Genomic DNA, 21,123 nt, shown 5'->3' on the forward strand with positions numbered 1-21,123 from the left:
TCACCCGATAATATCCATATGAAAAATATTATCGGGTGATACATTAATAAAATATAGATTGAATAACGATGGATTCACCAAAACAGATAGCTGATGGTATGTTGAAAATTTTTCAACACCGTAGAAAAGGCAATACGGAAATTTTCTTTCATAGTGCTGCAAAAGGCTTTATGGATATTCCGGAAGATTTGTGGTCCTTGACCAAAGACTTTTTCGACACTGACAACCGGTGGAGAAATCAAACTGACAAAATTCGCTTGATGAATTTGATAAAAAAAGGCGTGACATCCGAGGATGTTCGCCGCTTGATGAATATAGTCATTCGGAAATATTTATCTGGGCTAAACGAAGAACAGTCTAAAAAAATGCTTATTAAAATAGCAGGTGGTCAGATCGGTTCTCTGGCGTTTAAAGCTATTTTCGTAAATGAGTTAATTTCACTGTTCGCCACAAGGATTATCCCGAAGTTCTTGGTTTCCGCAGGAATTACTGGTATTTTAAGTATTGGCGCATCAGTTTCCCGTTCTATTTATGCCTCTTATGAACTCAAGGACATCAACCAGAGTGTTTATAATGAGCTACGAGCGGCTGGCGATTTAGATCTGTTGTATTTTCTATTAGAAGAGTATATAAATCCATATCTCCAGGCCATTAAATACCAAGGGATAGATAATGCCATAGATCAGCAAATATTTGACAACCTGTTGGCGGGAGTCGACCGTGCCCGGTAAAATCATCAAATATGTCATTGCGTATATATTAATGTTTTTTGCTTTTACACTATTTTTTTCATGTATGGGTTATTATATATTCATCTTCAATTGGCATACTGAAGTGGTTAATATAGTGATGAACGCGATTGGTGTAGTTATTGCTTTTGTCGCGTCCATAGCTATTTACGCCATTGCGGAAAAAATAAAATCAACCGCGTGATTTTTTATACACCTTATATAGCAGCCAGATAATAGCGAAAATCAGAATAAAGAAGACAATCTTGCCAAAGATGAAACCCGATGATTGCCATGTCGCAGGGCCATAATTTGCAATATTAAGAAATGAAGTAATAATATCAAAAATAGAATAAACACCTATTATTGATAAGAAAAAAATAATTATTAATAAAAGATACTTCAATAGCATTTTATGGTTCCTTATTAGATCACATTTTTTTATCTTAGTGTATGAGTAATCCAGAGTCCAGATTTTTATGTAGTACTTAACTGCTAGCATTTATACCACAGCCAGGAACCGGATAAATTACCCCGCGAAGTTTCACTAAACAACACTAATCACGCCTCGAATCAGGCCAATGCGGGCTAATTTTATTTCTGATCGTCTGCTTAACGCAGAGATTAAGAAAACGGAAAAGATTTCCCATCTATTCCGTTAAAGAGGCAGAGGCAAAATATGGACTGTTTTATTCAGCCCCATGCTTTCCTGTTTGCCATCATAGACGCTTTTTCGAAAGCAATAATTGTCACTAACGAAGAGTAAATATTATGGCTATTGATATGTTCCTGAAGATCGACAGCGTGACCGGTGAATCGAAAGATTCCAATCACACTGGCTGGACCGACATTACTTCTTTCTCCTGGGGCGCATCCCAACCGGGCAACATGAGCGTTGGCGGCGGCGGCGGTGCCGGTAAAGTCAATTTTAACGATCTGCATATCAATGCACTGATCGACAAATCCACTACCGCAATCCTGAAACACTGCTCAAGCGGTAAACACCTGACCAAAGTTGAAGTGTCTATCTGTAAAGCAGGCGGCCAGCAGGTGGAATACGCTCGCATCACGTTGGAAGACGTGCTGGTAACCTCCGTACAGTTCACCGGTGCGGATAACGGCGACACCGTTGGCGTTACCTATGCCTTCCAGGCTGCGAAAGTGAAACAGCAATACTGGGAACAAACCTCTTCAGGCGGCAAAGGTGCAGAAAGCAGCACCGGTTGGAACATCAAAGAAAACCGCGAAGCCTGATTGCGTGCCCCCCGGTTACGGCCGGGGGATGCCAATGGCCGCTATGGTTCACTGCTAACAGAGTTAGGTAACCGCCGATACCGTTCGGTTCATTTTGATTTAAATGGAATTTATTGGGCGTGATAAGCGATGAGTTTACATATACTGAAAATAGCCAGCTTTTATCTCCCCGCTATCTTTTTATCGCATGCTGTATCCGCCAATACACAAAATCACATTATGGGTACCTGGCAGGTCGTAGAAGCCTCAATCAATACAGAAAGCCAACGTACGTTAAATTATCAATACAATGACGATCGCCTGGTTGGACGTGAAATGACCATTACTCCAACGTCGATCGCGGCCAATTTTCCGGGAGGCATTCATTGTCAGGTTACGGAATTCAACAACGAATCCATGACGTTAGATGCTTGGATAACTAAAACTGAAGGTACGGCAGACAGTGCAAGTGCTCAAAGTTACCATCTGAAGTCTCCCGGCAACGAAGAGGTAACGGTGTTCACAACGCACTGCAGCACAGGTAATTTTTCCGGGGGTGATACCGTTGGCAATGCGTTAATCGCACTTTCGCAGCAAAGAATGCGGTTGAATTGGAGTGACGGCATCATCTTAACGTTATTCCCCGTGAAGGCTAATACCGCTGTTGCTTCTTTTCCCTGTGCCAAAGCCAGCAGTGTGACTGAAAAAACGATTTGCGGCGATCGTGAACTGGCATCTTATGATGTTAGCGTAAATCGTTCTTTTAACTTTTACCGTCAACACGCCGCTGAAGTGGCGAATAACGATTTACAGCAACAGATTACCCAAGGGCAAAAGCGTTGGTTACTGGTCCGCAATTCATGCGGCAAAGATAAAACCTGCCTGAAAGCCACGATGCAAAACCGCCTTGAGACGCTGGCTCATAGTCTGGATAACCAATAAATAAAATAACCACGCGATGAATCAAGGTAAGTAAATTAATTAAATTTCCGACTATCTGCGCATGCAGAGATGAAGAAAGCAGAACAGCGTTTCGGCCTGTTCCGCGGTAAAGCAGAGGTAAAATAGGGAATGTTTTATCCCCAAGCTTTTCTGTTTGCCATCATAAACGCTTTTTCTAAAGCAATAAATTATCACTAACGAAGAGTAAATATTATGGCTATTGATATGTTCCTGAAAGTCGACGGTGTGACCGGTGAATCGAAAGATTCCAACCACACTGGCTGGACCGACATTACTTCTTTCTCCTGGGGCGCATCCCAACCGGGCAACATGAGCGTTGGCGGCGGCGGCGGTGCTGGTAAAGTCAATTTTAACGATCTGCACGTCAATGCACTGATTGATAAATCCACTACCGCAATTCTGAAACACAACGCCAGCGGCAAACACCTAACTAAAGTTGAGCTTTCCATCTGCAAAGCCGGCGGTCAACAGGTTGAATATGCCCGCATCACGCTGGAAGACGTGCTGGTGACCACCGTACAGTTCACCGGTGCAGATAACGGCGACACCGTGGGCGTCACCTATGCCTTCCAGGCCTCAAAAGTGAAACAGCAATACTGGGAGCAAACCTCTTCAGGCGGCAAAGGTGCGGAAAGCAGCACCGGTTGGAACATCAAAGAAAACCGCGAAGCTTAATTTTTCTAACGAAGCCCCTGAACATGGGGCTTTTTATGAAAAAGCACTGAGGTTGTCATAATGCTATTGCAAAACCTTTAAATGAAAATCATATACTTTGTTTTTATTTTAGCCGCCATATCAACACCCACGCTGGCTAACGCTATGAGTTCTGGAACTTTATCCCAAGAAACTCTATACAAAAACTGGCTAGTTAGTCGTTGCCTGGGTAAAGCAACTGATTCAGAGAACACTCGCCAAGATGCCTTCCGTTCGGCAAGTGCTTATCTTGAATTAAGCAAACTGCCTATGGATGCGTTTGACCGAGGTGAAGAATTAATCAACCAATACCTGAAGAAAAATACGCAAGGTTCTGTTAAAGGGAGCTACCACACTATGGAATGCCTTTCACTTTTACAGTCTACAGAAGCAACCGGTATTTTTGATGAATATTCAAAGATATAATGATAAATACATAGATTAATTCATCACAAGAATGAAAACGTTAACCGCTCCCCGGCAAATAGCGTACCAGAAAGAAGGTGAACAAGTGTATCGAAAAAAAGATAAGCAGCGATGGGTAATAGAATAAATATCTCAATATAGAATATGAACATAACCGGCCTATAAAACAATGGTCTATCAATAGGGAAGCCCCATGTTCTGGAAATCGCTTTTGACATCAGCATTCCTATTTTTCTCTGCATCTGTTTTAGCGCAGCAAACCTTTGAACACGGTGTACTCCAGGCCTATTGGTTGCCCATGTGGAACGATAATGGCACGCAAAATACACCGCGATTGAAGTATCGTTATTTTGTATTGAATCATAACAACGATGCTGAAAAAGTTATCAATATTGATATCAGCAATGACAAACGTTTTCTTTTGCACGCCAAAGATTTTTTCCGTGATGTACCGAAAAACTTTACCGATTTTCGTGAAGGTCACCTGGAACAGGCGGGGAGCCTGACAGTCGAGAAATTAACACTGGCCAAAGAATGCGAACATTATTATAGCGCCGCTAAGCTTATTAAATTCAATTCTGTAAATCAGCCTCTATATGATATTGATAAAATTGAAAAGAGTGCAGGTTGTGAAGCATATCCATACATAATAACTTACGCCATTAAACCTGATATTAAAAATATATACTTCAGACAATCGCCAAGTGTTACAGCTAAAATCACATCCCCTATTCCTGATGGCGTACCCTTGGTAAAAATGAGAACCATCAATAAAAACTGGATACAGGCTGCTGTCTATGATGAGAGCAAAGCTGGGCTAATCGGAACGCCTGAAGGCTACATTGAATTAAAAAACCTTCAGCCGATAAATTAGTGTTATTAACGGGACACAACGAAGCTTTACCGTGTAAACCGTTCAACAAGCATTCAAGTGAACCCCCAAAATGCCTAATTTCATAAAATATATTCGTTACTGGATTGCGTCAGGCTGTTTAATCGCAGCCGCTGGTTACGCGGCAGAAAGCCATTCGCTTTATCGTGCAGATGATTACTTAAAAAATTACGCGCTTAGTGTCTGTATAGCTAAAGGCTATAATGCTGCCGAAGTAAAAAATGATGCCGCAGCTGCCGCTCGCGGGTACAACGAATTTGGTGGTTATTCTTTGGCAGCCCATACCGCCGTAAGAAAACTGGCGGACGACTATCTGGCTCGCCACTATGATAGTCAGTCAGGTGAACCCATGACGCTGGCCAAATGTATTGATCTCTACCACAGCAAGGAACTTGATAGTTTGCTCAAGCAATATCGAGATAAAAAGGGTAGTTAAGCAATATATATTTTCTCTAAGCTAAAATAGCCACTCTAAAAAACATCTTTAATCATCGTCGAAAAGGAAGGAAAATGAAGCGAATGCGATTTTTTTTAACAGTGACGGCCAGCACAATATTTCTAACATCATTTCTTGTTTCAGCAAATCCAGATTCGAGCCAACTGCTTATTCGCGATCAAAAATCATTATGGCCAGAAAACGTCAACCTGACTGGTGATAAATTTCTGCAAGCATGGACATCAAAATCAAACGAGCAAGAACGGCTCAAGGCTGATATGTACCTTCTGGGAGTATTAGACGCCACGGAAGGGAAAAGCTGGTGTAATTATCAGACATTAAAAACGATAACGTTACAAGAGATTATCTATAGCTATTTCAAGAAACTACCTCAAGTACGTTTAGATGAAAGAGCGGCCAGCTTAATTGAAGAAGCTTTGACACAAAACCATTCATGTAAAAATGGGGTTAAACAATGAAACCGTTATTTTCTCAGCTGAAAGAAAATCATTATTCATCTAATCGTCTGAGCCCAGACTTTGTATCAAGTGAAACTGTTTACTCAGAGATAGGTTATGATTACCACGAAGTTATTCGTAATAACCCGGCTTTTGAAAATACCTGCGCAATACGTATGAGCCTGGCCTTATTAAAATGCAATGTCGCATTTAGTGGTCGTTTCCTCATCAAGGCTGGTGCGTTAAAAGGGAAGAAAATAGAACCAGGTGCCAAACTCTTGGCCGATCAGCTCTACACACCTAATGTGTTTGGTAAAGCTGAAATTTTTACCGATTTACGTCAGGCAGGTTCAGCACTAAGAAATAGAAAAGGCATCATATTTTTCCACCAAATTGTAGGTTATGGTGGTGGACATATGGATTTGCTTGAGCCGCAGGGTGATAACCTTGCCTGCCACTCGGCATGCTTTGTTAATTGCAAAGAGATGTGGTTTTGGGAATTTAATTAATCATTTTAGTTATACCCAATTGCAACCAGCCGGCTAATTTTATAACGAATACGTCAGAACCCCATAAGCAATTACTCATCCACAATAAGAAAACTAAACAGAACGCAGCCTTACCTCTTTATCTTGCCCGCGCGATGGGCGAACAAAACAGTTTGCATCACACCTAATCAGCAGGAATGTCTTATGCGATTTACCATTGTACAAAATAAAAATGGCCATACACCGCCGCAAAGCAGCTGCGATTTTTTGCCGCCGGGCGGTACCATTGGCCGCAGCGTCGATAACAACCTGGTGCTGCCGGATGATGAACGCGCTATTTCACGCCTGCAGGCCATTGTGCACATTTCTGCTGACGGGGAATGCCGCATCACCAACCGCGGCAACGTGACCCGTGTGGTGCTAAACGATATTCCGCTGGAGCGCGGCCGCCAGGTGGAACTGCAAAACGGCGATGTGCTTGGTATCGATGATTACCGCATTCAGGTGAGCGCGCCGCACCAGCAGGCCGCGCCGGTGCAACAGCAACGGGCGGTTGACGATACTCCGCCGCCCGTTGCCGCAGCCGCCACGCCGGTGCCAAATGAAATCTGGGATAGCCTGGTGGAAGAGTTCACCCCGGCGGCGGCGCAGCCTGAACCGGTGCCGCAGGCGCCTTTGCGTAATGATAACCCCCTGCTGGCGCAGCCTCGCCCAGAACTGAACCCAGCGGATCCGTTGGCACAACTGGCCGGCGATGTTGACCTGCACCATTTGCAGCATAAGCAGACCGATCCCAACGATCTGTTTAACGGCAATACCCCTTTTGAGCGGGAGAATATCCTCAACGACACCACGCCAAGCACACTGTTGGCGGGAAAAAGCCCGGCAAGCGTGCCGCTGCAACCCGCCCCCGGCGCGGTGAAAAAAACGCCGCAACAAGAGCTGGATCCGCTGGCGCTGTTTGGCGGCGGCTCATCTTCATCCCCTGCGGCGCCGGAAACGTTAACGACGGACGATCCGCTCGGCCTGTTGATGGGCGGTGCGGCACCGCTGGCCCAAGCCGATGTGCCGCCGGCTCGCCCGCAGCCACAACCCCAGCCACAGCCGGAACCCGCCCCGGCGCCAAAACCGCAGCCACCCACGCCGCCAGCGGCTGAGGCCGCACCGGTTGCGCCTGAGCCCACCCCAACGCCGGCACCGGTGCCGCAACAGCCGCGCCCGCGCCCAGGCAACCGCCTGGGGATCGATCCGGTCGCCTACCAGGCGCCGCAGCCGCAACCCGCCGGCGCTCACCCCGGCGATGCGCTGCACGGCCCAATGCTTGAAGCCCTGCTGCAAGGCATCGGCCTGAACGATTTGCAGCCACAGCCACAGATTGATGAACAACAGATGCAGTTGGTAGGCCGGCTGCTGAGCTTGTTCTCCCAGGGCACGGTGGCGCTGCTCTCTTCACGCTCCATTCTCAAGCGCGGCGTGAAGGCGGAAATGACCATGATCCTGGACGAGGCCAACAACCCGTTCAAACTGTTGCCTTCCGGCAAAACCGTGCTGATGCAGATGTTCGGCAGCCGGATGCCGGGCTTTATGCCGCCAGAGCAGGCCGTGCGCGATGCGTTGATCGATCTGCAGGCGCACCAACTGGGGATGATCGCCGGCATCCGCGCCATCATCGCGGCTATGCTGCAATCCTTTAACCCGGAGCGGCTGGAGGAAGAGGCGCGCAAAGAAGGCGCCGCACCGCGCCTGTCGCTGCCTTCCAACCGCAAGGCGGCGCTGTGGGATTACTTCGTTAAAAACTACCAGCAAACCGCCGGCGAAATCGAAGACGACTTCCACACCCTGTTTGGCGAAGCCTTCCTGCACGCCTACGACGTTGAAGTGAATCAGTACAAAGACTCACAGACCAAACCGGATGCGCAATGAAGATCACTTTAGCCTCTACCACTAACCAGGGCAGCCGCGCCACCAATCAGGACCAGACCGGCGAAGTGCTGGGCGAACGTTCCGCCTGTTTTGTGGTGTGCGACGGTATCGCCGGTTTTCCCGGCGGTGACGTGGCCGCCAGGCTGGCACGCGATACCATCCTGCACAATTTCGACGGCGAAAAACACCTGAACGCGCAAAGCATTCGCGCGCACATTGCCCGCGCCAACGCGGTTATCCACCAGCAGCAGCGCCAGGTGGCCGAACATAGCAAGATGGGCACCACGCTGGTGAGCCTGTTTATCGATCGTGACTATCAACTGGCCTACTGGGCGCACGCCGGCGACAGCCGCCTGTACCTGTTTCGGCGCGGTTACCTGCATACCGTAACCACCGATCACAGCCTGGTGCAACAGATGCAGGATGCGGGCTATCAAACCAACGGCATCAACAGCAACCTGCTGTACTTCGCCCTCGGGCTGAGTGAAAAACGCGATGCCACCTACAGCGATGTGCTGCAGTTGGAGGATGGCGACGTCTTCCTGCTGTGCACCGACGGCTTTTGGCACAACTTTACCCCGGCCGAGCTGGAACAGTCGCTGCATATGGTCAACTCCCCCAGCGAGTGGCTGGCCCTGATGCAGCAGGCATGGAAGCAAAATAATAACAGCGATAACTACAGCGCTATCGCCGTATGGATTGGTTCACCGCAGGAAACCACGCTGCTGCACTCGTTGGCGGACGCCGAGCGTTTCCTTCCCCGCGACTGAGCCGTTATGACACAGCCAAGGTTAACTATGAAATATTGGATGCCAGGTGCCATCGCCCTGCTGGCGATGCCCGCCGTACATGCGGCAAATTACCGGCTGGTGTACTCCCCCAGCCAAAAGCTCGACGTGTTCATCGACGACGTAAAAAACAATAAACCGGAAAGCTGGTGCGCCAAGAGCATCCCGTTGCGCATCGTCTCCGGCCAAAGCAAAGATGCCGCCGTATTGGACGATTTTCTGCCGCGCGTCGGCAACCTGCTGGAAAAACAGTGCCCCAGCGTTACGCAGTTGCCGTGGCAGCTTACGGATAAAAACGGGAAGACGCTGGCCGAAGGCAACGCGGCAAAAAATCAACGTTGGAAGCCGCTGCTCAAACAGCCGCCGGCAACGCCACCGGCCCAGCCCAGCGCGCCGCCCGCCGTTGCCGTCACCTCACCGCTGGCGGATGCCGAGCCGGTGCAAACGTTCGATTTGCCCCAGGGGTGCCGCTTCCGCACCTACTGGAGCAGCGCCGGCAACGGCAGCGCGCTGTTTATTCCCGGCGGCGACAACCTGCGTTGCGCCGATGGCTGGCTGAACGGCAGCAGCACCGTCTTGCTGCAACAAAGCAAGCAGGCGCAACCGGTGGCCGTGACCTTCCTGCAGGGCTACCCGCTGATCAACCTGAACCTGAATCAACAAAACCTGCGCGTGGTGAGCGCCAACCGCCAGCGCCTGGTGCTCGGCGGCACAGCGGCCGGCAGTTACCTGCTGCTGCCGTTTGATGCGCAGCGCCATGCCTGGGCCTATGGCGGCACCATTATCGTTGAGCTACCGCGCCTGGAGGCCGCCGACGCGGCCAAGGTTAAACAGCGCATCGGCCGCGCGCACGAAGCCTGGCAGCCGCTGCTGGCCGGCCAGCCGCAGCCGACGTTTAAGCTGGTGGAAAGCCTGGCCGCGGATCGTGAAGATCCGGCCAGCGGCAGCTACCAAACCGTAACCGCCAACGCCCATTGATGACGAGGAACTCACCGTGAACTCATTAACCAAACTCTTAGCCGGGGGCTCCGTCAGTGCGGCCATTACCACCGTGGAAGACGCGATCCGCCAACGCCCGGCGGATGCCGATCTGCGCGCCGCTTTGGCGCAACTGCTGTGCCTGAGCGCCAACTGGCCGCGTGCCAAAGCGCAGCTGAAATCCTGGCTGGCGCTCAAACCGATCGCACAACCCACCACCCTGCTGCTGACACAGGCCGTAGACGCGGAACTGCAGCGCCAGGCGGTATTTGCCGGTGAAGCGGCGCCGGCGCTGCTGCACTCGGGCGAAGCCTGGCTCTCTTCACTGGTGGAAGCCCTGCGCCACGATGCGCACGGCGATGCCGGCACAGCCCAGGCATTGCGCGATGAAGCGCTGGCCGCCGCACCGGCCAGCGCCGGGGAGCTTACGGTAGCGGAAGGCGACGCACCGCACAGCGTGCCCTTCGACTGGCTGATGGACGGCGACGGTCGCCTGGGCCCGGTGTGCGAGCTGGCGCTGAACGGTGTGTACTACTGGCTGCCGTTCTCCGCCATCGCTGAAATCCAGTTCCAGGCGCCGCAAAGCGTTATCGATCTGGTCTGGAGCCATGCACTGGTGCGCCTGAACGACGGGCGTGAACAGGTATGCCAACTGCCGGCGCGCTATCCGCTGCCGGAAAACCCCAGCGATGCCCTGCTGCTCGGCAAACTGACCGAATGGCAGCCACTGGGCGACGGCCCGCATTACGCCGGGCTGGGGCAAAAATCCTGGCTGAGCGCCGAGCGTGAATTCCCGCTGCACACCCTGCGCCAACTGCGCTTCGAACAAGGTGCCTGAAAATGACCGGCAAACGCCCAACGGCAATGCTTAGCGGCAGCGATCTTCAGCGCCAGGGCTACCGTTTTCGCGACAACAGCGAACAGCTCACTTCGCGCGACAAAATGCAGCCGGTGCTGCTCGATCTGCTTACCGACGACGAGCCGCAGAAAAAACAGGAAGCGCAGGTGCGCAACCTGGTGTCGCACAGCGAACTGCGCCGCCGGGTGCTGCGCGATCTGCAGTGGCTGTTCAACTGCGTCAACCACGAATCGGGCGCCGATCTGGCGGACTATCCCCATGTGCGCCGCTCCACCCTCAACTATGGCATCGCCTCGTTGGCGGGCAAGCGTATGTCGGACATTGAATGGCTGGATATTCAGCGGGCGCTGACCGAAGCCATCCTCAACTTTGAGCCGCGCATCCTGCCCGATGGGCTACAGGTGCGCTGTATCTCCGATACCGGCTCGCTGGAACTGCATAACGTACTGTCAATCGAGATTAAGGGGCGCCTGTGGTGCATCCCCTACCCGCTGGAGTTTTTGTTCCGCACCGATGTGGATCTGGAAAACGGCCATTTCGATCTGAAAGACATAGGATAAGGCGATGGACAGTAAGCTTTTAGAGTATTACAACCGCGAGCTGGCATACCTGCGTGAAATGGGCGCCGAATTCGCCGAGCAATACCCGAAGGTCGCCGGCCGGCTTGGTATGCGCGGCATCGACGTGGCCGATCCTTACATTGAGCGCCTGATGGAAGGCTTTGCCTTCCTCACCTCGCGCGTGCAGTTGAAAATGGATGCGGAGTTTCCGCGTTTTTCGCAGCGCCTGCTGGAGATCATCTACCCCAACTACCTGGCGCCCACGCCGTCAATGGCGATCGCCGAACTGACGCCGGACAGCAGCAAAGGGGATATCAGCGGCGGCTTCCGCGTACCGCGCGGCACCATGATGGATAGCCAAACGTTGAAAAAGACCGGCATCACCTGCAGCTACACCACCGCGCACGACGTGACGCTGCAACCGGTGCGCATCAAGCAGGTTGAGCTGGGCGGCATTCCGGCGGATATTCCGCTGGCCGCCCTCGGGTTGCAAAACCGCGGCAGCGTCAGCGCCCTGCGCATTCGCATGGAATGCTTTGAATCGGTGACGCTGAAAAACCTCAACCTCGATCAACTGATGTTTTATCTTGCCGGCCCCGATCTGCAGGCGCAGCAACTGCTGGAGCTGGTGATGCAGCATAGCGTCGGCCTGCTGTGCCAAACGGTTGAAGCCACACCACAGCGCTGCGTGCTGGCCGACGATGCCCTGCGCCAGGAAGGTTTCGAGCCCGATCAGGCGCTGTTGCCGAACGATCTGCGCAACTTTGAAGGCTACCGCCTGCTGCAGGAATACTTCGCCTTCCCGGCGCGCTTCCAGTTCGTCAGCGTCAGCGGCCTGCGCCCGCTGCTGCAGAATGCACGCGCGAGCCAAAAAACGCTGCGCCAGTTCGATATCATCGTGTTGTTGGATAAACAAGATCTGGCGCTGGAGCGCGTGATCGACGCCAGCCATCTGGCGCTGCACTGCACGCCGGTGATCAACCTGTTCCCGAAGGTGGCCGAGCGCATCACGCTGAATGAAAACCACCATGAATATCACCTGGTGGTGGATAACATTCGCCCGCTGGATTACGAAGTGTTCTCCGTGCAACGCCTGGGCAGCAGCGCCAGTGAAAAGCGCTACGAGCAGGAATTCCGCCCGTTTTACAGCACCCTGAGCGAAGACGACGGTAACTATGGCGCCTATTTTTCACTGCGCCGCGAACAGCGTTCGCTGTCGGAACATGCCCGCCGTTACGGCACCCGCACCGGCTACATCGGCTCCGAGGTGTTTGTCTCGCTGGTGGACGAACGCCAGTCGCCGTGGCACAGCGATCTGAAATACCTCACCGCCGACGTGCTGTGCACCAGCCGCGACTTGCCATTGATGCTGCTGCAGGATCAGGGCAACTTTGTGATGCCGGATTCCATTCCCATCAAGCAGGTCACGCTGAAAAAAGGCCCGACCCCGCCGCGGCTTGCGCTGGCCGACGGCATGATAGCCTGGCGGCTGATCAGCCAACTGCAGCTTAACTACCTAAGCCTGATGGATGGCGATCCACAACAGGGCGCGGCCAGCCTGCGCCAACTGCTGGGGCTGTATGGCAACCTGAGCGAACCGGCGATCGCCAAGCAGATCCAGGGCGTGCGCCACTGCCAATTGCGCCCGGTGTATCGCCGGGTGCCGGAACCCGGCCCGATCGTCTTCGCCCGCGGCATTGCTATCGATCTTACGGTGGATGAGCGGGCCTTTTCCGGCAACAGCCCCTATCTGCTGGGCAGCGTGTTGGAGCGCCTGTTTTCCCGCCTGGTGGCAATCAACACCTTTACAGAAATGACGCTGTCCAGCCAGCAGCGCGGTGAAATCGCCCACTGGCAGGCGCGGGTGGGCAAAAGGACGCTGATATGAGCGAACGCGCACCCGAAGCGGTCACCGCGCCACAGCAAACCAGCGCGCCGAAAATTCACGCGTTGCAGCGCCTGCCGGGCGATTTCTGGCCGCGCCTGATGGCCGCGCCCTACCGCTACGATCTGTTCCAACTGCTGCGGCGCATCGACGCCCAGGGCGGCCAGCCTTACCTGCTGGGGCGGGCGCCGCAGCCGCGTTATGAAATGCTGCGCATCGGCCAGGAGCCTTCACTGTCGTTCGCACCGTCGACGCTGGCCAACGTTAGCCCGCGCCCCGGCAGCGATCTGCACGACGTGGCGATTTACAGCTTCGGCCTGTTCGGCCCCAACGGGCCACTGCCGCTGCATCTGACGGAATACGTGCGCGAGCGGGTGTATCACCATCAGGATCATACGCTGATGGCGTTCGCCAACCTGTTCCATCACCGGCTGGCCCTGCTGTTTTATCGCGCCTGGGCCGACGCCCAACCGACGGTATCGCTGGATCGCCCGGACAACCGCCGCTTTGATAACTACCTGGCGAGCCTGATCGGTAACGGCCAACCAGCGCAGCGCGACCGCGACAGCCTCAGCGGCCACGCCAAGCATTACGTGGCCGGGCACCTGATCCGCCATAGCCGCGATGCGGAAGGGCTAAGCAAAATACTGCGCCACTACTTCAAGGTGCCGGTCAATATTGTTGAGAACGTGCCGCACTGGCTGCCCGTGGACAAACGAGAACAGGCGCGCCTGCAGGCCGGGCGCGGTGTGCCGCGGCTGGGCGAATCGGCCTTTCTCGGCATCGCGGTGCGCGATATGCAGCACAAGTTCCGGATCGAACTGGGGCCGATGCCGCAGCAGGATTATGAACGCTTTCTGCCCGGCGCTTCGCAGTGCCAACAGTTGCGCGACTGGGTGCGCCAGTATCTGGGCATCGAGTTTGTCTGGGACGTGCGGCTGATCCTGGCCAAAGACGCCTTCACCGGCACCCAACTGGGCGGCCGCCAGCGTCTGGGCCTGAGCAGTTGGCTTGCCGCGCCGGGCTATCACCGGGATGCCGATGACTTGATTTTTAGCCCTGAGCCGCTGGAAAAGCAGGCCGTATACCCGTAGTCACCCCTTTTTATTATCCGGCCGGCGGCGCACAGCGCCGGCCCTGTATGCCCTGAGGAAAACCATGTCTGAAATCAGCCGTTCGGTATTATTTGGCAAACTGGATAGCCTGTTATTTACCTCGCTGGAAAGCGCCACGGCGTTTTGCAAACTGCGCGGCAACCCCTACGTTGAAGTGGCGCACTGGCTGCACCAGCTGATGCAAGCGCCGGAGGGCGATCTGCAACAGGTTATTCGCCATTTCGGCCTGGACGAGGCACGGCTTGCCAACGACATCGTCGCGGCGCTGGATCGCCTGCCGCGCGGCGCCAGCGCCATTTCCGATCTGGCCGAACACATTGACAGCGCCGTTGAACGCGCCTGGGTTTACGGCTCGCTGAAGTTTGGCGCCAACAACATCCGCGGCGGCCACCTGCTGCTCGGGATGCTGAAAACCTATAGCCTGCGCCACCTGTTGAAAGGCATCTCGGCGCAGTTCGATCGCATCAACGCCGATCTGCTGGTGGAACAGTTCGCCACGGTAACCGCCCACTCGAGCGAAAATGCCCAGGCACAGGCGACGGCCAATGCCACTGGCGAAACACCTGCCACCGCTGGCGGTAACCTGCTGGCGCAATATGCCCAGGATCTAACGGCGCGGGCGCGCAATGGCGAAATCGATCCAATCGCCGGCCGTGACGAAGAAATCCGCCAAATTATCGATATCCTGATGCGCCGCCGGCAAAACAACCCGCTGCTGACCGGTGAAGCCGGCGTCGGCAAAACCGCCGTGGTGGAAGGGCTGGCGCTGCGCATCGTTGCCGGCGACGTACCGCCGCAACTGCGCGACGTGCAACTTTACCTGCTGGACATCGGTATGCTGCAGGCTGGCGCCGGCATGAAGGGTGAGTTTGAAAAACGCCTGCAAACAGTGATTGATGAAGTGCAGTCCAGCCCAACGCCAATCATCCTGTTTATTGATGAGATCCACACGCTGATCGGCGCCGGCGGCGCGCAGGGCACCGGCGACGCCGCCAACCTGCTGAAACCGGCGCTGGCGCGTGGCCAGTTACGCACCATCGGCGCCACCACCTGGGCGGAATACAAAAAGTACATTGAGAAAGACCCGGCTCTGACCCGCCGTTTCCAGGTCGTTCAGGTGCAGGAACCGGATGAAGGCAAAGCGCTGCTGATGCTGCGCAGCACCGTAAGCCCGTTGGAACAGCACCACCGCGTTCTGCTGCTGGATGAAGCCGTCGAGGCGGCGGTGCGTCTTTCCCACCGCTACATTCCGGCGCGCCAACTGCCGGATAAAGCCGTCGCCCTGCTGGACACCGCCTGCGCGCGCGTGGCCGTTAGCCAGCACGCCGAACCGGCGCAGGTGGAAGACTGCCGCCAGCGTATCAATGCGCTGGATATCGAGCTGGCGATTGCCCACCGCGAAGCCAAAGTCGGCATTGGCGATCCGCAACGCCCCGCGGCTATCGAAGCACAGCTAACCACGCTGCGGGAAGAACTGGCGCAGTTGAACGCGCGCTGGCAACAGGAATTGGCGCTGATTCAGCAGATCATCGATCTGCGCGCCCAATTGCACCGCCAACAAGAACAGGACGCGCCGCAAGCCGATGCCGATGCGCTGCGTGCCCAACTGGCCGAACTGCAGCCGCAACTGCAGGCGTTGCAGGGCGAAACGCCGCTGATCTTCGCCGCCGTTGATGCCAACATCGTGGCCGCAGTGGTCTCTGACTGGACCGGTATCCCGCTGGGCCGCATGGTAAAAAATGAAATCGACGCCGTGTTGAACCTGGCCGATACCCTCAACCAACGGGTGATCGGCCAGCGCCACGCGCTGGATCTGATTGCCCGCCGCGTGCGCACTTCCCGCGCCCGCCTGGACGATCCGAACAAACCGGTGGGGGTGTTCCTGCTGGCCGGCCCTTCCGGCGTGGGGAAAACCGAAACCGCCTTGACGCTGGCGGAAACCCTGTACGGCGGGGAACAGAACGTCATCACCATTAACATGAGCGAATTCCAGGAAGCACACACCGTCTCCACGTTGAAAGGGGCGCCTCCCGGCTATGTCGGCTACGGCGAAGGCGGCGTGCTGACCGAAGCGGTGCGCCGGCGCCCTTACAGCGTGGTGCTGCTGGATGAAATTGAAAAAGCGCACCCGGACGTGCACGAGATCTTTTTCCAGGTGTTCGACAAGGGCTGGATGGAGGACGGCGAAGGCCGGCACATCGATTTCCGCAACACCATTATTATTCTGACCTCCAACGTCGGCAGCGATCTGATCGCCGGCCTGTGCAGCGATCCCGACCTGCAGCCAGACCCCGAAGCGTTGAGCGGTGCCCTGCGCCAACCGCTGCTTTCGGTGTTCCCGGCCGCCCTGCTGGGCCGCCTGCTGGTGGTGCCTTACTATCCGCTGAACGACGATACGCTCGGCAACATCGTGCGCCTGCAGCTTGGCCGCATCCAGCGGCGGCTGGCGGAAAACCACGATATCGCCACCACCTTTGACGACGCAGTAGTGCAACAAATCGTCAGCCGCTGCACTGAGGTGGAATCCGGCGGGCGCATGATCGACGCCATCCTGACCAACACCCTGTTGCCGCAAATCAGCCATACCCTGTTGGCCGCCAGCGCCAACGACCAACGGTACCGCACGCTGCACATTACTATGCAAGGCAATGAATTCGCTTATCAATTTCAGGCGTAATGCCGGGGCCGCTACGGCGGCGGCGCTTATTTACAGAGAGTAAATCATCATGTCGGAAACCGGGATAAAAAAACCGAACTCAAACAGCCTGCCGATTGGCCATCGCTTCAACGAGTTTGAGATTAAGGAAGTGATTGGCGAAGGCGGTTTTGGCATCGTGTACCGCGCTTACGATCACCAGTTGGAGCGTGCCATTGCCATCAAGGAATACATGCCGACGCAGTTGGCGATGCGCAACGACGATCTGACGCTAAGCCTGCGCGGCGAGCGGTTCAGCAAAACCTTCCAGGCCGGGCTTAACAGCTTTATACAAGAAGCGCGCCTGCTGGCGCGTTTCTCACACCCCGGCCTGCTGCATGTGCTGCGCTTTTGGGAAGAGAACGGCACCGCGTATATGGGCACCCAGTTTTACAGCGGCACCACGCTGAAAAACCTGAAGGCGCAGCACCCGGAGAAAATCGACGAAGCGTGGATCCGCCGGCTGCTGCCGCCGCTGTTCAGCGCCATCAACACCATCCATCAGGAAGGCTATCTGCACCGCGACATCTCGCTGGATAATATTCAGATCCAGGAAAACCAGTTGCCGGTGCTGCTGGATTTTGGCTCCGCGCGCAAAGAGATCGGCAACCTGTCCGATTCCACGGAGATCATGCTGAAACCGGGCTTTGCGCCGATTGAGCAATACAGTGAAGACAGCGACGGCGAACAAGGGCCTTGGACCGATATCTATGCCCTGGGCGCCGTGCTGCATACGCTGATTGCCGGCGATCCGCCGCCGGTGAGCGTGGTGCGCAGCATTGAAGACAACTACCAGCCGCTGCTGGAACGCCGCCCGGCCGGCTATTCGGCGGAGCTGCTGCGTGTGGTTGACCACGCGCTGGCGCTGAAGCCGGAAGACCGCCCGCAGACCATCGATGAGATGGCCGAACTGCTGAACCTGCCGGTGGCCGATGAAGCCGACATCGTCAGCGCCCCTTCCACCACGCCGGAACCCGCGCCGGCAGCAGCCAAACCCGCCGCCAGCGCCCCGGCCGCCGTTGCCGAGACGGCAAACAGCACTTCGCGCGCCCGCCCAATGATCTATGGCGCAGGCGTGGCCGCCGTGGTGGTGATTGGCGCGCTGGCCTGGTTTATGCACGGCGCCGGCACCGAGAACAACGCCGCCGACACGGTGAAACAGGACGTACAGCCTTCAGCGGTGGAAAAAACCCAGGAGCCGATGCAACACGCGCCGCAGCAAACCGCGGCCAATAATGCCCCGGCCCAGCAAGCCGAGCCAGCGCCGGCGCCGGTCGTCGCCGCACCGGTGGCGCTGGTGTATTTCCGGCTACAGCCCGGTGAGAACGTCAGCCTGAACGGCAAGCCCCAGCAGGTGCAGGCCGGCAGCAACGGCTTTGCCAGCCTGAACCTGGCGCCGGGCAAATATCAGGTCGAGATCCGCCACGATCGCAACCTGCGCCGCCAACAGATCACGATTGAGAATGCCGGCACCTGGTTGATTAATCCGGCCACCGCAGGCTAACGCGTTATCGGCAGCCGCCAACGCTGCCCTATTCCCTACGAATAAGTTCGGCGCGCCTTAGCGCGCCCCGTTACAGAGGATGTCCGCATGCTGGACCGTATTACCGCCTATACCCCGCTAGGCACCGGGCAACTGCTGTTCCATTCCCTGGACGGCACCGAAGCCCTTTCCGAGCCTTTTGATTTCAACGTGGCCCTGTTGAGCACCAACCCGCGCCTGGATCGCAAGGCCCTGCTCGGCCAGCCGCTGACCCTGGTTATCCCTACCCAGGGCTTTCTCGCCGAGCCGCGCTTCCTTAACGGCAAAATCACCGCCGTCGCCGTTTCCAGCGAAGAGATCGGCGGCACACGCTATGCGGTCTATACCCTGCGCGTGCAGCCCGATCTGTGGCCGATGACCCAGGATCGCAACTTCCGCATCTTCCAGCAGCAGACCGTGCCGCAGATCGTCAAAACCCTGCTCGCCGAATACAACGTCCAGGTGGAAGACCAGCTCACCAGCAGCTACCGCCAGTGGGAATACTGCGTGCAGTACAGCGAAAGCTCCTTCAACTTCATCAGCCGCCTGATGGAGCTGGAGGGCATTTATTACTACTTCAAGCACCAGCAGAATCAGCACACGCTGGTGCTGGCCGATGCGCCGCAGATCCACACACCCTACCCCGGCTATGAAACCATTCCCTATCACCTGACGCCATCCGGCGGCATCACCAATGAGCAGGGCATCAGCCAGTGGACCCTGGCCGACCAGGTGACGCCGGGCATCTACAGCCTGGACGATTACGATTTCCGCAAGCCCAACGCCTGGCTGCTGCAGGCGCGCCAGAACCCGGTTTCGCCACAGCCGGGGCAAATCGACGTGTATGACTGGCCGGGCCGCTACACCGAACACCAGCAGGGCGAATTCTACGCCCGAGTGCGCCAGGAAGCCTGGCAGGCCGGGCACCACCAGACCGGCGGCACCGCCACCGCGCTCGGTATCGCCCCCGGCTACACCTTTACGCTCAACAACGCCCCCTATGCCGACGATAACCGCGCTTACCTGACGGTGCGCGCCCGCTACCGCCTGCAGGAAAACCGCTACGCCAGCGGCGACAACCAGGCCAGCGAGCATCGTATCGACTTCACGGTGATCCCGTCCGATATTCCGTGGCGCCCGGCGCAGCAGGCGCATTGGCCGAAAACCCACGGCCCGCAGACCGCACGGGTGGTCGGCCCGACCGGCGAATCCATCTGGACCGACAAATACGGCCGCGTGAAGGTCAAGTTCCACTGGGATCGCTTTGGGCCGGCGGACGACGGCAGCTCCTGCTGGGTGCGTGTTTCCAGCGCCTGGGCCGGCCAGGGCTTCGGCGGCGTGCAGATCCCGCGGGTGAACGACGAAGTGGTGGTGGATTTCATCAACGGCGATCCGGACCGCCCGATCATCATCGGCCGGGTCTACAACGACGCCAACATGCCGCCGTGGGCACTACCGGCCGCAGCCACGCAAATGGGCTTTATGAGCCGCTCCAAAGACGGCTCGCCGGACAACGCCAACGCCCTGCGCTTTGAAGACAAAGCCGGCGAAGAGCAGGTGTGGCTGCACGCCGAACGCAATATGGATATCAATGTCGAGAACGATGAAAACCACACCATTGATAAAAACCATACGCATCTGGTGGGCGGTAATGAACTGCAACGCGTCGTGCTCAACCAGGCCATCGGTATCAAAGGCGATGCTTCATCACTCACCGGTAAAACACGTTCAGATAACGTGGTAGATACCTTCACCCTCGGTTCCGGCGAGACCCTCCGCCTGGAGTGCGGTGAAAGCGTGATCGAGCTGAAAGCCAATGGTCAGATCAGCCTCACCGGCACCAGTTTTAATATCACCGTGAAAGAAGGCGGCGAGATCAACACCGGCGGCAAATTGCAACTGAACCAACCCAACGGAGCTGCCCGTGCCAAAGCCCCCGGTCCCGAGCACAAAAAAGCCATTCAGGCCGCAGTGGATCAACTGTTCCCCAAATCATGATTATGTGGGCGTAGCCCCGCGCCAGCTAACAGAGAAGACTTATGAATTATCTTTTCCAGGAAGGCCATTTCACCCTGCCCGCCGGCCCTTGGCAGGATTGCACCGTCAATATCCTGAAAAACCCGCACACCGGCGCTTCATTGGTGATCACCCGTGCGCCGCTGCCCGAAGGCAGCACGCTGGAAGGTGAATTTGAAAAACAGTGGGCCGCCCTGTTGCCGCAGATAAGCGACTTAGAGCAGTCGCCGCGCCAGCGCATCAGCGCCGGGCCGGATGGCGCTATCCAGGCCATCGAAGTTACCAGCCGTTTTTTCCGCGCCGGCTACCACCACCATCAACACCAGTTAGCGGCCCAGACGAACGACAGCCAGACACTGATTATTTTTACCTATTCGTCAATGAACCCTTTCACGCCCGAGGACGATAACCGCTGGCGACAGGTTAAAGCCTCCCTGACATTATCTGGACAGGATGACTGATAAT

Annotated in this window: 20 protein-coding genes; all 20 read left to right on the plus strand. The window is 55.6% G+C overall.

The window, feature by feature from the left end:
* The first annotated feature begins 68 nt into the window (after positions 1 to 68).
* The 20 genes from ABFX35_RS09885 (at position 69) to ABFX35_RS09980 (ending at position 21,119) form a co-directional block, all read left to right on the plus strand.
* Entirely contained in the window at positions 69 to 731 is a 663-nt protein-coding gene (locus tag ABFX35_RS09885) for a hypothetical protein (protein WP_346080586.1), read from the plus strand.
* Between the two features lie 768 nt (positions 732 to 1,499).
* A complete protein-coding gene (locus ABFX35_RS09890; protein ID WP_095848365.1) occupies positions 1,500 to 1,982 on the plus strand; it encodes an Hcp family type VI secretion system effector in 483 nt (160 codons plus the stop codon).
* Between the two features lie 129 nt (positions 1,983 to 2,111).
* A complete protein-coding gene (locus ABFX35_RS09895) occupies positions 2,112 to 2,903 on the plus strand; it encodes a lysozyme inhibitor LprI family protein (protein ID WP_346080589.1) in 792 nt (263 codons plus the stop codon).
* Positions 2,904 to 3,116: 213 nt separating this feature from the next.
* Entirely contained in the window at positions 3,117 to 3,599 is a 483-nt protein-coding gene (locus ABFX35_RS09900) for an Hcp family type VI secretion system effector (protein ID WP_121525965.1), read from the plus strand.
* An 81-nt stretch (positions 3,600 to 3,680) separates the two neighbouring features.
* On the plus strand, positions 3,681 to 4,043 hold the full coding sequence (locus tag ABFX35_RS09905; protein WP_346080591.1) for a T6SS amidase immunity protein Tai4 family protein: 363 nt from the start codon (positions 3,681 to 3,683) through the stop codon (positions 4,041 to 4,043).
* Between the two features lie 193 nt (positions 4,044 to 4,236).
* Positions 4,237 to 4,917, plus strand: coding sequence for a hypothetical protein (locus ABFX35_RS09910; protein ID WP_346080593.1), 681 nt, complete (start codon positions 4,237 to 4,239; stop codon positions 4,915 to 4,917).
* A gap of 70 nt (positions 4,918 to 4,987) precedes the next feature.
* A complete protein-coding gene (locus tag ABFX35_RS09915) occupies positions 4,988 to 5,371 on the plus strand; it encodes a T6SS amidase immunity protein Tai4 family protein (protein ID WP_346080595.1) in 384 nt (127 codons plus the stop codon).
* 74 nt (positions 5,372 to 5,445) lie between these two features.
* A complete protein-coding gene (locus ABFX35_RS09920) occupies positions 5,446 to 5,850 on the plus strand; it encodes a Rap1a/Tai family immunity protein (RefSeq protein ID WP_346080597.1) in 405 nt (134 codons plus the stop codon).
* Positions 5,847 to 6,338, plus strand: coding sequence for a T6SS effector amidase Tae4 family protein (locus ABFX35_RS09925; protein ID WP_346080599.1), 492 nt, complete (start codon positions 5,847 to 5,849; stop codon positions 6,336 to 6,338). The genes ABFX35_RS09920 and ABFX35_RS09925 overlap by 4 nt, the downstream gene beginning before the upstream one ends.
* Before the next feature lie 183 nt (positions 6,339 to 6,521).
* The gene (gene tagH, locus ABFX35_RS09930; RefSeq protein WP_346080601.1) at positions 6,522 to 8,240 is read left to right on the plus strand and encodes a type VI secretion system-associated FHA domain protein TagH; all 1,719 of its coding nucleotides are present in this window, start codon (positions 6,522 to 6,524) and stop codon (positions 8,238 to 8,240) included.
* Entirely contained in the window at positions 8,237 to 9,010 is a 774-nt protein-coding gene (locus tag ABFX35_RS09935; protein ID WP_095848360.1) for a PP2C family protein-serine/threonine phosphatase, read from the plus strand. The genes tagH and ABFX35_RS09935 overlap by 4 nt, the downstream gene beginning before the upstream one ends.
* 27 nt (positions 9,011 to 9,037) lie before the next feature.
* A complete protein-coding gene (locus ABFX35_RS09940; protein WP_279026631.1) occupies positions 9,038 to 10,006 on the plus strand; it encodes a type VI secretion system-associated protein in 969 nt (322 codons plus the stop codon).
* Positions 10,007 to 10,022: 16 nt separating this feature from the next.
* Positions 10,023 to 10,844, plus strand: a complete 822-nt coding sequence (locus tag ABFX35_RS09945; RefSeq protein WP_346080604.1) for a type VI secretion system accessory protein TagJ — start codon at positions 10,023 to 10,025, stop codon at positions 10,842 to 10,844.
* Positions 10,845 to 10,846: 2 nt separating this feature from the next.
* Complete coding sequence (locus tag ABFX35_RS09950) at positions 10,847 to 11,425, plus strand: type VI secretion system baseplate subunit TssE (protein ID WP_230472692.1); 579 nt, start codon at positions 10,847 to 10,849, stop codon at positions 11,423 to 11,425.
* 4 nt (positions 11,426 to 11,429) lie between these two features.
* Positions 11,430 to 13,313 carry a type VI secretion system baseplate subunit TssF gene (gene tssF, locus ABFX35_RS09955; RefSeq protein WP_346080606.1) on the plus strand — a complete coding sequence of 628 codons (1,884 nt, stop codon included), beginning with the start codon at positions 11,430 to 11,432 and terminating at the stop codon, positions 13,311 to 13,313.
* Positions 13,310 to 14,404: a type VI secretion system baseplate subunit TssG gene (tssG, locus tag ABFX35_RS09960; RefSeq protein WP_279026626.1), complete on the plus strand. Its 1,095-nt coding sequence runs from the start codon at positions 13,310 to 13,312 to the stop codon at positions 14,402 to 14,404. The genes tssF and tssG overlap by 4 nt, the downstream gene beginning before the upstream one ends.
* A 64-nt stretch (positions 14,405 to 14,468) precedes the next feature.
* A complete protein-coding gene (gene tssH, locus ABFX35_RS09965) occupies positions 14,469 to 17,102 on the plus strand; it encodes a type VI secretion system ATPase TssH (protein ID WP_346080608.1) in 2,634 nt (877 codons plus the stop codon).
* Positions 17,103 to 17,151: 49 nt separating this feature from the next.
* Positions 17,152 to 18,624: a serine/threonine protein kinase gene (locus ABFX35_RS09970; RefSeq protein ID WP_346080610.1), complete on the plus strand. Its 1,473-nt coding sequence runs from the start codon at positions 17,152 to 17,154 to the stop codon at positions 18,622 to 18,624.
* Between the two features lie 87 nt (positions 18,625 to 18,711).
* Entirely contained in the window at positions 18,712 to 20,640 is a 1,929-nt protein-coding gene (locus ABFX35_RS09975; protein ID WP_346080612.1) for a type VI secretion system Vgr family protein, read from the plus strand.
* 41 nt (positions 20,641 to 20,681) lie between these two features.
* Positions 20,682 to 21,119, plus strand: coding sequence for a DcrB-related protein (locus ABFX35_RS09980; RefSeq protein WP_346080614.1), 438 nt, complete (start codon positions 20,682 to 20,684; stop codon positions 21,117 to 21,119).
* Positions 21,120 to 21,123: the final 4 nt, after the last annotated feature.

Origin of the sequence: Gibbsiella dentisursi, from assembly GCF_039539505.1 — a bacterium.
Taxonomy (GTDB): Bacteria; Pseudomonadota; Gammaproteobacteria; order Enterobacterales; family Enterobacteriaceae; genus Gibbsiella; species Gibbsiella quercinecans.

Excerpts from the sequence above, each read along its gene's own strand:
- ABFX35_RS09885 (WP_346080586.1), top strand. The coding sequence starts at position 69 with ATGGATTCACCAAAACAGATAGCTGATGGTATGTTGAAAATTTTTCAA.
- ABFX35_RS09890 (WP_095848365.1), top strand. The coding sequence starts at position 1,500 with ATGGCTATTGATATGTTCCTGAAGATCGACAGCGTGACCGGTGAATCG.
- ABFX35_RS09895 (WP_346080589.1), top strand. The coding sequence starts at position 2,112 with ATGAGTTTACATATACTGAAAATAGCCAGCTTTTATCTCCCCGCTATC.
- ABFX35_RS09900 (WP_121525965.1), top strand. The coding sequence starts at position 3,117 with ATGGCTATTGATATGTTCCTGAAAGTCGACGGTGTGACCGGTGAATCG.
- ABFX35_RS09905 (WP_346080591.1), top strand. The coding sequence starts at position 3,681 with ATGAAAATCATATACTTTGTTTTTATTTTAGCCGCCATATCAACACCC.
- ABFX35_RS09910 (WP_346080593.1), top strand. The coding sequence starts at position 4,237 with ATGTTCTGGAAATCGCTTTTGACATCAGCATTCCTATTTTTCTCTGCA.
- ABFX35_RS09915 (WP_346080595.1), top strand. The coding sequence starts at position 4,988 with ATGCCTAATTTCATAAAATATATTCGTTACTGGATTGCGTCAGGCTGT.
- ABFX35_RS09920 (WP_346080597.1), top strand. The coding sequence starts at position 5,446 with ATGAAGCGAATGCGATTTTTTTTAACAGTGACGGCCAGCACAATATTT.
- ABFX35_RS09925 (WP_346080599.1), top strand. The coding sequence starts at position 5,847 with ATGAAACCGTTATTTTCTCAGCTGAAAGAAAATCATTATTCATCTAAT.
- tagH (WP_346080601.1), top strand. The coding sequence starts at position 6,522 with ATGCGATTTACCATTGTACAAAATAAAAATGGCCATACACCGCCGCAA.
- ABFX35_RS09935 (WP_095848360.1), top strand. The coding sequence starts at position 8,237 with ATGAAGATCACTTTAGCCTCTACCACTAACCAGGGCAGCCGCGCCACC.
- ABFX35_RS09940 (WP_279026631.1), top strand. The coding sequence starts at position 9,038 with ATGAAATATTGGATGCCAGGTGCCATCGCCCTGCTGGCGATGCCCGCC.
- ABFX35_RS09950 (WP_230472692.1), top strand. The coding sequence starts at position 10,847 with ATGACCGGCAAACGCCCAACGGCAATGCTTAGCGGCAGCGATCTTCAG.
- tssF (WP_346080606.1), top strand. The coding sequence starts at position 11,430 with ATGGACAGTAAGCTTTTAGAGTATTACAACCGCGAGCTGGCATACCTG.
- tssG (WP_279026626.1), top strand. The coding sequence starts at position 13,310 with ATGAGCGAACGCGCACCCGAAGCGGTCACCGCGCCACAGCAAACCAGC.
- tssH (WP_346080608.1), top strand. The coding sequence starts at position 14,469 with ATGTCTGAAATCAGCCGTTCGGTATTATTTGGCAAACTGGATAGCCTG.
- ABFX35_RS09970 (WP_346080610.1), top strand. The coding sequence starts at position 17,152 with ATGTCGGAAACCGGGATAAAAAAACCGAACTCAAACAGCCTGCCGATT.
- ABFX35_RS09975 (WP_346080612.1), top strand. The coding sequence starts at position 18,712 with ATGCTGGACCGTATTACCGCCTATACCCCGCTAGGCACCGGGCAACTG.
- ABFX35_RS09980 (WP_346080614.1), top strand. The coding sequence starts at position 20,682 with ATGAATTATCTTTTCCAGGAAGGCCATTTCACCCTGCCCGCCGGCCCT.